This window comes from Nonomuraea sp. NPDC001684 (assembly GCF_053596515.1).
Genome location: NZ_JBSFGJ010000357.1, coordinates 1 through 9,641, shown reverse-complemented (window position 1 = coordinate 9,641; position 9,641 = coordinate 1). Strand labels below are relative to the sequence as shown.

At 74.6% G+C, this 9,641-nt stretch carries 9 protein-coding genes; 7 read left to right on the top strand and 2 right to left on the bottom strand.

The genetic code is table 11. The features are described 5' to 3' along the window. From ACWCSD_RS39465 to ACWCSD_RS39440, 6 genes are all read left to right on the top strand, one after another. On the top strand, nt 1-1,692 hold a 1,692-nt coding region (locus tag ACWCSD_RS39465; protein ID WP_449922556.1), incomplete at its 5' end, for an FtsX-like permease family protein. A gap of 309 nt (nt 1,693-2,001) precedes the next feature. Next, complete coding sequence (locus ACWCSD_RS39460) at nt 2,002-3,159, top strand: Cmx/CmrA family chloramphenicol efflux MFS transporter (protein ID WP_449922554.1); 1,158 nt, start codon at nt 2,002-2,004, stop codon at nt 3,157-3,159. 151 nt (nt 3,160-3,310) lie between these two features. Then, nucleotides 3,311-3,724 carry a TOBE domain-containing protein gene (locus ACWCSD_RS39455; protein ID WP_357979097.1) on the top strand — a complete coding sequence of 138 codons (414 nt, stop codon included), beginning with the start codon at nt 3,311-3,313 and terminating at the stop codon, nt 3,722-3,724. A gap of 13 nt (nt 3,725-3,737) precedes the next feature. Next, complete coding sequence (modA, locus tag ACWCSD_RS39450; RefSeq protein ID WP_449922551.1) at nt 3,738-4,529, top strand: molybdate ABC transporter substrate-binding protein; 792 nt, start codon at nt 3,738-3,740, stop codon at nt 4,527-4,529. 86 nt (nt 4,530-4,615) lie between these two features. Then, nucleotides 4,616-5,377, top strand: coding sequence for an ABC transporter permease (locus tag ACWCSD_RS39445; RefSeq protein WP_364336169.1), 762 nt, complete (start codon nt 4,616-4,618; stop codon nt 5,375-5,377). After that, nucleotides 5,359-6,405 (top strand): ABC transporter ATP-binding protein, encoded by a 1,047-nt coding sequence (locus ACWCSD_RS39440; RefSeq protein ID WP_397156936.1) that lies wholly within the window; start codon nt 5,359-5,361, stop codon nt 6,403-6,405. The genes ACWCSD_RS39445 and ACWCSD_RS39440 overlap by 19 nt, the downstream gene beginning before the upstream one ends. A 118-nt stretch (nt 6,406-6,523) precedes the next feature. Here ACWCSD_RS39440 and ACWCSD_RS39435 read toward each other — a convergent pair whose 3' ends face one another. Together ACWCSD_RS39435 and ACWCSD_RS39430 are read right to left on the bottom strand one after the other, a co-directional pair. Further along, nucleotides 6,524-7,693 (bottom strand): zinc-dependent alcohol dehydrogenase, encoded by a 1,170-nt coding sequence (locus ACWCSD_RS39435; RefSeq protein ID WP_397156938.1) that lies wholly within the window; start codon nt 7,691-7,693, stop codon nt 6,524-6,526. Then, entirely contained in the window at nt 7,690-8,583 is an 894-nt protein-coding gene (locus ACWCSD_RS39430; protein ID WP_449922549.1) for an SRPBCC family protein, read from the bottom strand. Before ACWCSD_RS39430 ends, ACWCSD_RS39435 begins: the two co-directional genes overlap by 4 nt. 352 nt (nt 8,584-8,935) lie before the next feature. Here ACWCSD_RS39430 and ACWCSD_RS39425 point away from each other — a divergent pair. Beyond that, the coding region (locus ACWCSD_RS39425; RefSeq protein WP_449922547.1) for a hypothetical protein at nt 8,936-9,641 on the top strand (706 nt) is incomplete at its 3' end.

Below are 9,641 nucleotides of genomic sequence, written 5' to 3'. Positions count from 1 at the left end.
GCGACGATGGCCCTGGGCCTGTCCCTGGGCGACGCCAGCCGCTCCCTGTACGCGCAGACCCGCGCGGCCACCGCCGGACCGGACGTGGTGGCGCTGTCCGGCGGCTCGGGCCGCGCGGCGACCTCCGCCCTGGCCTCGCTGGCGGACGCCCCCGAGGTGGCCGCGCACCACGGCCCGTACCGCATCGTCTATGCCGACCTCACCGCGCGTGGCTCGACGTCGTCCCAGGTGGTGGTGCACGGCTTCGCCGAGCGGCCCGGCCCGGTCAACCGGCCGCTGGTGACCTCGGGCCGGTGGGTGCGCCCCGGCGGCGCCGTCCTCGAACGCGGCTTCGCCACCGCCCTGGACGTCGGCGTCGGCGACCGGGTCACCATCGCCGGCCGGCCGTACCCCGTCGTCGGGATCGCCGTCACCGCGGCCACCTCCGTCTACCCCTGGGCGGCGCAGATCGGGCCGGGCGGCGGCCCCAGCGACTACGCCGGCCTGGCCTGGCTGACCAGCTCGGACGCCCGCACGCTGGCCTCCGCCCGGCGCCTGCCGGTCACCACGGCCATCGACCTCAGGCTGCGCGACCCCGCCGCCACCGAGGCGTTCCGCGACGCGCACCGCGACCCGGACCTGCGGGTCAACTTCCACTCCTGGCAGTTCACGGCCGAGCAGGACACCGCCATCCTCAAGGACAGCCAGCCGATCCTGGTGGTCGGGAGCTGGCTGCTCAGCTTCCTGGCCGTCACCGGGGTCGCGGCGCTGGCCGCCGGGCGGGCAGCCGCGCAGACGCGCCGGGCCGGGCTGCTCAAGGCCGTCGGCGCCACCCCCGGGCTGATCGCCACCGTCCTGCTCACCGAGTACCTGGCGCTCGCGCTGGCCGGCGACGCGCTGGGGCTGGCGATCGCCCGCCTGACCGCGCCCGCCCTGGCCGGCCCCACGGCCAGCCGGATCGGCGACGCGGCCGAGCTCGGCGGCTCCGTCGTGGTCACCGCGACCGTCCTGGCCGTGGCGGTCGCGGTGCTGTCCACGCTGCGTCCCACGCTGCGCGCCATGCGGACGGCCACCGTCAGCGCGCTGTCCGCGACCGCGCGCCCGCCCCGGCACCGGCCCCTGATCACCGCCCTGTCGGCGCTGCTGCCCACGCCGCTCCTGCTCGGGCTGCGGCTGACCGCCCGCCGGCCCGGCCGGGCGGTGCTCCAGGCGTGCTCCACCGCCACCACGGTGATCGCGATGGTCGCCCTGCTGACCCTCCACGTCCAGCCGGAACGCGGCTACGGCCTGGACGGCTCCTCCGTGCTGCCCAACCTGCGCGGCGAGCAGGACCGCCGGCTGATGCTCGCCGTCACCGCCCTGCTGATCGTCCTGGCCGTCGTCAACACCGTCACGCTCACCTGGACCACCGCCATGGAGGCGCGCGCCACCATGGCCGTCGCCCGCACGCTCGGCGCCACTCCCGGGCAGGTCGCCGCGGGCCTGTCCAGCGCCCAGCTGCTGCCCAGCCTGCCCGGCGCCGTCGTCGGCGTCCCCCTGGGCCTCGGCCTGCTCTCGCTCTTCGCGGCCGGGAACTCGGTGCAGGCCCCCTTCTCATGGCTGGCCGCCGCCGTGCCGGCCACCCTCCTGGCGACCGCGGCGTTCGTCGCCCTGCCCGCCCGGCTGGCCGCCCGCCGGCCCGTGGCCCAGGCACTCAGCGCCGAGACCGCGTGACCGGCCGCGCGGGAACCCGGTGGACGGCTTCCATGATCTCCGGCTAGGGTGTGGCGCATGTCCGGTCCCGAGGCGTCAAGACGCTAGCCACCGATCGTCGGTGGCTTCTCGTGATGTCCTGCGGCCGCGCCGTCCCTGAGACCGCGCGCCCTTCCGGCATCCGATCACCTTCGTACGGACCGGTTCCTCCCGGCTGTTCCGCCACCGTCGTGGCGTCGAACCCGGGCCTTCCCTCCTCGCGGTAGCGCCCGCGCCCCGCTGTGCCGCCGGCGCGCCGCGTTCCTTCGTGCTGCTTTTGGAGTACCGCTCGTGCCTTTCGCCATCTACGTTCTCGGGCTGGCCGTGTTCGCCCAGGGAACGTCGGAGTTCATGCTGTCCGGGCTGGTTCCGGCCATCGCCGCCGACCTGGGCGTGTCCGTCCCGGCCGCGGGCGCGCTGACGTCCGCGTTCGCCGCGGGCATGGTCGTCGGGGCGCCGCTCATGGCGCTGCTCAGCCTGCGCTGGCCACGCCGGCAGGCGCTGCTCGTCTTCCTCGTCGCCTTCGTGCTCGTGCACGTGGCGGGCGCGCTCACCACCGACTTCGCCGTGCTGCTGGCCACCCGCGTCCTCGGGGCGCTGGCCAACGCCGGATTCCTCGCCGTGGGCCTGGCGACGGCGGCCGGCATGGCCGCCCCCGACGCCAAGGGCCGCGCCACGTCCGTCCTGCTCGGCGGTATCACGCTGGCGTGCGTCGCCGGGGTGCCCGCGGGCGCCGTGCTCGGCCAGGCGTTCGGCTGGCGGTCGGCGTTCTGGGCGGTGGCGCTGGTGTCGCTGCCGGCCGTCGTCGCGGTCGTGCGGTCGGTGCCGGCCGGCGGGCAGGAGAGCGCCCGTCCGCGCGCCCGGCACGAGCTGCGGGCGTTGCGCGAGCCGCGCCTGCTGGTCGCGCTGGCGCTGGGCGCGCTGGTCAACGCCGCCACCTTCGGCACCTTCACCTACCTGTCGCCGCTGCTCACCGAGGTGAGCGGCGTCTCCGAGGGGTGGGTGCCGGTGCTGCTCGCGCTGTTCGGGCTGGGGTCGTTCGCCGGGGTGACCGCCGCGGGCCGGCTGTCGGACGCGCGGCCGGCGCTGGTGCTGGTCGCGGGCGGGCTCGCCTTGCCGGCCGGGTGGGCGCTGTTCGCGGTCGCGGCGGACGTTCCGGCCGCGGCGTTCGTGCTGGTCTTCGTCCAGGGCGCGCTGTCCTTCGCGGTCGGCTCGACCCTGATCGCCCGCGTCCTGTACGCCGCCGCCGCGGCGCCCTCGCTCGGCGGCTCCTTCGCCACGGCGGCGCTCAACGTGGGGGCCACCGCGGGCCCGGCGCTCGGCGGCGCGGCCATCGCCGCCGGGCTCGGCTACCGGTCGGCACTGTGGGTCAGCGCCCTGCTGGTGGTCGTGGCGCTCGCCGTGGCGGCCGTTGTCCACAGGTCGCCGGCGAGCGTCACGCCGCGCTGACCGGGGGCGGGAAGATGGTCCGGCGGCGGTGACCGGGCGCGGTCGCCGGGCGTGCTCTCGTGAATGCGATGGCATGCCCAGCGATCGTGTCGCTGTTGCATAGCCAGGTGTGGCTTCAGGGTGGATTATGCGGAAGGTAGGGTGTGGGCTTGTGACGACGTTCCGGATCAGCGAGGCCGCGGCGCTGCTCGGGGTCAGCTCCGACACCGTCCGGCGGTGGGTCGACGCGGGCCGGCTGGCGGCCGAGCGCGACGAGCACGGCCACCGGCGCGTCGACGGCGCCGACCTGGCGGCCTTCGCCCGCTCGCAGATCGAGTCCGACGGCGAGGGCGGCCGCTCCTCGGCGCGCAACCGCTTCCGCGGCATCGTGACCGAGGTGATCCGCGACGCGGTGATGGCCCAGGTCGAGATCGCCGCCGGGCCGTTCCGCGTGGTGTCGCTGATGAGCCGGCAGGCGGCCGACGAGCTGGGCCTCCAGGTGGGGGTGGTGGCGGTCGCCGTGATCAAGTCCACCAACGTCGTCGTGGAGATCCCCGGCCACGAGCGCGTGGCCAGTCAGGTGTGAGGAGCCCCCCTTGGTGTTCAGGCGTCTTTCCCGATGGTCGATCGCCCTGCCCGTCGCCTTCGCGCTGGCCGGCCTGGCCGGCTGCGGCTCGGGCGCGCCGGCCACGTCCGCCTCGTCCGCTCCCGCCGCGTCCGCCGGGGAGGTGACGGTGTTCGCGGCGGCCTCGCTGACCGGCACGTTCACCGAGCTCGGCAAGCGCTTCGAGAGCGCCCATCCGGGAACGACGGTGAGGTTCAACTTCGGCTCCAGCGCCACCCTGGCCCAGCAGATCGTCCAGGGCGCCCCCGCCGACGTGTTCGCCGCCGCCAGCCCGGCCACCATGAAGACGGTCACCGACGCCTCCCTCGCGGGCGCCCCGGTCACGTTCGTCCGCAACAAGCTGCAGATCGCCGTGCCCGCCGCCAACCCGGCCAAGGTCGACGAGCTGAAGGACCTGGCCGACCCCGCGGTGAAGGTGGCGCTCTGCGCCGAGCAGGTGCCGTGCGGGGCCGCCGCGGTCAAGGCGCTCGGCGCGGCCGGTCTCAAGGTCACGCCGGTGACCCTGGAACAGGACGTCAAGGCCACCCTCACCAAGGTGCAGCTGGGCGAGGTGGACGCCGCGCTGGTCTACCGGACCGACGTGATCGCCTCCGGCGGCAAGGTGACCGGCATCGACTTCCCCGAGGCCGCCCAGGCGATCAACGACTACCCGATCGCGGCCCTGACCAAGGCCCCGGCCGGCGACCTGGCCAAGCAGTTCGTCGACCTGGTGCTGTCCCAGCAGGGCAAGGACGTCCTGGCCAAGGCCGGTTTCGAGGCCGCGTGAGCGCTCGCTCCCGGCGTCCGGGCCCGGCGGACCTGCCCGCCGGGCGCCCGGCCGCGGGCCGTGAGATCTCGGGGCGGGCGCCGTGGATGCTGGTCGTGCCCGCGCTGGCGGGGCTGGCGTTCCTGGTGCTGCCGCTGGCCGGGCTGCTGATCCGGGCCCCCTGGTCCACGCTGCTCCAGCGGCTGGCCGAGCCGCACGTGCTGGAGGCGCTGCGGTTGTCGCTGCTGTGCGCCACCGTCGCCACGGCCTTCTGCCTGCTGCTCGGCGTGCCGCTGGCCTGGTTGCTGGCGCGGGTGTCGTTCCCGGGGCGGCGGCTGGTGCGCGCGCTGGTCACCGTGCCGCTGGTGCTGCCGCCGGTGGTCGGCGGCGTGGCGCTGCTGCTGGTGCTGGGGCGGCGCGGCCTGGCCGGGCAGTGGCTGGAGTCCGCCTTCGGCATCACGCTGCCGTTCACCACGGCCGGTGTGATCGTCGCAGAGGCGTTCGTCGCGATGCCCTTCCTGGTGATCAGCGTGGAGGGCGCGCTGCGCGGCGCCGACCAGCGCTTCGAGGAGGCCGCCGCGACGCTCGGCGCCTCCCGCTGGACGGTGTTCCGCCGGGTGACGCTGCCCATGGTGATGCCGGGCGTGGTGGCCGGGGCCGTGTTGTGCTGGGCGCGGGCGCTGGGCGAGTTCGGGGCGACGATCACGTTCGCCGGCAACTTCCCCGGCACCACCCGCACGATGCCGCTGGCGGTCTACCTGGCGCTGGAGACCGAGCCGGAGGCGGCGATCGTGCTCAGCCTGGTGCTGCTGGCCGTCTCGGTGGTCATCCTGGCCAGCCTGCGCGACCGGTGGGTGAGCGCGCCGTGACCCTCGACGCCCGTCTGGTGGTCACCCGGCCGGCCTTCACCCTCGACGTCTCGCTGCGGGTCGCCGCCGGCGAGGTGGTGGCGCTGCTCGGCCCCAACGGCGCCGGCAAGACCACCGCCCTGCGCGCCCTGGCCGGGCTCACCCCGATGACCGGCGGGCGGATCAGCCTGGGCGGCGCGCCGCTGCACACGCTGCCCGCCGAGGGCCGCCCGATCGGCATGGTCTTCCAGGACTACCTGCTCTTCCCGCACCTGTCGGCGCTCGACAACGTCGCCTTCGGGCCGCGCTGCCAGGGCGTGCCCAAGGCCGAGGCCCGCCGGACGGCCGCCGCGCTGCTGGAGCGGGTCGGCCTCGCCGCCCACGCCGCCGCCAGGCCGCGACGGCTGTCCGGCGGGCAGGCGCAGCGGGTCGCCCTCGCCCGCGCGCTGGCCGTGCGGCCCGAGTTGCTGCTGCTGGACGAGCCGCTGGCCGCGCTCGACGCCCACACCCGGCTGGAGATCCGCTCCCAGCTGCGCCGCCATCTGGCCGACTTCGAGGGCGCGACCGTGCTGGTCACCCACGACCCGCTCGACGCGATGGTGCTGGCCGACCGGCTGATCGTCATCGAGCACGGCACGGTCGTGCAGGAGGGCCCGCCGGCCGAGGTCGCCCGCCATCCGCGTACCGACTACGTGGCCCGCCTGGTCGGGCTCAACCTCTATCGCGGCGTGGCCGAGGGCGTGCGGGTCAAGGTCGGCGAGGTGCTGCTGCACACGTCGGAGGAGCTCGACGGGCCGGCGTTCGTGGCCTTCCCGCCCGCGGCCGTGGCGTTGTACCGCAGCCGCCCCGACGGCAGCCCGCGCAACCTGTGGCAAGCCCGGATCGAGGGCATCGAACGGCACGGCGACAACGTGCGCGTGCACCTCGACGGCCCCCTGACGGCCTTCGCCGACATCACCCCGGCCGCCGTCGCCGACCTCGACCTGACCCCCGGCCAGCGGATCTGGGCCTCCGTCAAGGCCACCGAGACGCACGCCTACCCGGCCTGAACGGGGTCCTGGTCATACGCCGCTCACCGTCGCTGTGGCCCGCCGCTCCGCCGCCTTGGCGGAGCGGCGGGCCGCCGAGGAAATCGGGCGGAACCGGCTATGGGCCGCGAAGGCGGGCTTACGGAGTGAGGACGACCTTGTTGCACTCGTCCTGCTTGTGCTTGAACAGCTCGAACCCGCGCGGCGCCTCGCTGAGCGGCATGCGGTGCGAGACGACGAAGCTCGGGTCGATCTCGCCCGCGCGGATCCGCTGCAGCAGCGGCTCGGTGTAGCGCTGCACGTGGCACTGTCCGGTGCGGATGGTCAGCGACCGGTTCATGACGGTGCCCATCGGGAACTTGTCGACGAATCCGCCGTAGACGCCGATGACGGAGACCACGCCGCCGTTCCGGCAGGCCATGATGGCCTCGCGCAGCGCGTACGGCCGCTCGGTCTCCATCCGGGCGGCCTGCTTGGTGCGGTCGTAGGCGTACATGGCGGGGGTCGGGTGGTGGGCCTCCATGCCGACGGCGTCGATGCAGGCGTCGGGGCCGCGCCCGCCGGTCATGTCGCGCAGTGCGTCCAGCACGTTCACCTCCTCGTAGTTGAGCACCTCGGCGCCGGTGCGCTGGACCCGCCGCAGCCGGTACGGGAACCGGTCGATGACGATGACCCGCTCGGCGCCGAGCAGGAACGCGCTGGCCGCGGCGAACTGCCCGACCGGCCCCGCGCCCCAGATCGCGATGGTGTGGCCCGGCTTGATGTCGCACATCTCCGCACCCATGAAGCCCGTCGGGAAGATGTCCGACAGGAACAGCACCTGCTCGTCGGTCAGGTCGTCCTCGATCTTGATGGGGCCGACGTCGGCGAACGGGACGCGCACGTACTCGGCCTGCCCGCCGGCGAAGCCGCCCAGCATGTGGGAGTACCCGAAGATCCCGGCGGGCGCGTGGCCCATCAGCTTCTCGGCCATGCCCGCGTTGGGGTTGGAGTTCTCGCACAGCGAGTACAGCTCGGCCTCGCAGGCGAAGCAGGCCCCGCAGGCGATGGGGAACGGCACCACGACGCGGTCCCCGGCGTGCAGGTTGCGCACGCCGGGGCCGACCTCGACGACCTCGCCCATGAACTCGTGGCCGAGGATGTCGCCCTTCTTGACGGTCGGGATGTAGCCGTCCACGAGGTGCAGGTCGGAGCCGCAGATCGCGGTCGAGGTGACGCGGACGATCGCGTCACGCGCGTTGAGGATCTGCGGGTCCGGGACGTCTTGGATCTCCAGGCGGTTGCGGCCCGCCCACACGTTGGCCTTCATGCCCGTCCTCCGATCGGCTGTGCGGGACGCTGGTGGAGCTGGCGCCGGGCGAGGTGGCCCTCGGGGCTGCCCTCGGAGCGGACCACCTCGCCGGTCTCCATGACCTGTTTGAAGCGGCGCAGGTCGTCGCGGAGCTGCTGCTCGGGGTGTTCGCCGAACATGCGGGCGACGGCGGCGGCGAGCTTGCGGCCGGGCGCTCCGTACTCCAGGGAGACGTCCACGACCGTGCCCTGACCGGCGGGGCCGTCGGTGAAGCCGACCAGGCCGGCGGTGGCGATGCCGGTGCCGGGAACCGACCGCCAGGCGATCAGGTCGCCGAACCGCTCGTCGATGATCTCGGCCTCCCACTCCAGGTCAACGATCGGGCCCTTGGCCTTCCAGCGGGAGTGGCGCTGGTTGATGGTGCGCACCGAGTCCAGGTGGCCCATGAACGTGGGCAGGTTCTCCAGGTCGCGCCAGAAGCGGTAGACGTCGTCGCGGGGCTTGTTGATGGTGATGGAGGCGCGCACCTGCAGCGGGCCCTTGGCCTTGGCGGTGCCGCGCCGGGCGCAGGCGGCGTCCAGGACGGTGAGGCCGGCGACGGCGCCGAGCGCGGCCAGCGCGCGGGTGCGGCGGGCGCCGGTGCGGCCGGCCGCGGCCCGGCCCAGGACGCCGAGGTCCATCGTGTCGCCGGCGACCCTGGTCCACACCCACTGAGCGGGGTTCTTGGCGCCGAGCAGCAGCGCGGCGTGCAGGAGCTCGCGCCCGCCGACGAGCCTGGCGACGGCCGTGGCCCCGGGCGCGTCGTCGACGCCGCACAGGCGGGTCACCGCCCGTGGTGCCCCCAGTTGCGCCGCGCCCAGCGCGAGGCTGGCCCACCCGAGCGCACGGGCGAATTTGTCGGTCATCATGTGTCCTAACGCAGGTTGCAGTGGTTGATGCGTACGCCGCAGGCGGCCTCCGGTCTGCTGACGCCCCCGCGTCCCTTGCCCCCGACAAAACGGCTGACACCAGCGGATTCAGGCAAGAAAGGTGGAGGTCGTCTGGATGGCCGTCCACGACGGGCCGGACGTCGCCATGTCGTGCCGGCACGAGGAGCCCGAACGCCGCAGGTCGTCGGGCGACCGGCTTGCCCGACTGGACGATATCCACCTGGACCTTGTCCATCCCGGCGCCGGAGCATCACCCGATACACGATGCATGTGCCGCGCGGCTGTGGGTATTCGGTCCCGGGATCCACCCGGCTACCGGCGAGGAGCGCTCATGGCCATCAGTGAGCAGCATCGGCCGGAGATCGTCGTCGGGCTCGTGGCGACCCCGCCGGACTATCCGGCGCAGGTGGTCGCGCGGCTCGCCGCCGAGCTGGCCGACCGGCTCGCCGAGCAGGTGGACCCGCACGTGCGGTGGACCGTCCGGGCAGGCTGGGGTGACGTGGCGCCGCGCCGCGACGGCGGGGTCGAGGCGCTGCTCGACGATCTCGCCCGCCGGCGCGCCGACGCCCGGTGGGACGTCGCGATCTGCCTGACCGACCTGCCGCTGCACACCGAGCGGGTGCCGCTGGTCGCGCAGACGTCCGCCCGGCGCCGCGTCGCGGCGGTGTCCCTGCCCGCGCTGGGGCTGTGCCAGCTGCGAGCGCTCCGCGCCGCCATCCCGGGTCTCGTGAGCCGACTGCTCACTGACACCTCCGAGGAGCGGGTGCCGCCGGCCGACCGGGCACCGGCCGAACTGGCCGCCCGGGTCGCCGCCATTCACCGGGTGGTCGGCGAGGCCGAAGCCGGGGAACTGGGCTACCTCGCCTCGCGGCTGGCCGGCCGGGTGCGGCTGCTGACCGGAATGATTCGGGCCAACCGTCCGGGGCGCGCCCTGCTGGGCCTGTCCAAACTCCTGGTCGGCGCCTTCGCCACGGCCGCGTTCGCGCTCACCACCAACACCATCTGGGAGATGGGGGACGCGCTCGGCGGACTCCGCC

Excerpts from the sequence above, each read along its gene's own strand:
- ACWCSD_RS39435 (WP_397156938.1), bottom strand. The coding sequence starts at position 7,693 with ATGAAGGCCAACGTGTGGGCGGGCCGCAACCGCCTGGAGATCCAAGAC.
- ACWCSD_RS39430 (WP_449922549.1), bottom strand. The coding sequence starts at position 8,583 with ATGATGACCGACAAATTCGCCCGTGCGCTCGGGTGGGCCAGCCTCGCG.
- ACWCSD_RS39445 (WP_364336169.1), top strand. The coding sequence starts at position 4,616 with ATGCTGGTCGTGCCCGCGCTGGCGGGGCTGGCGTTCCTGGTGCTGCCG.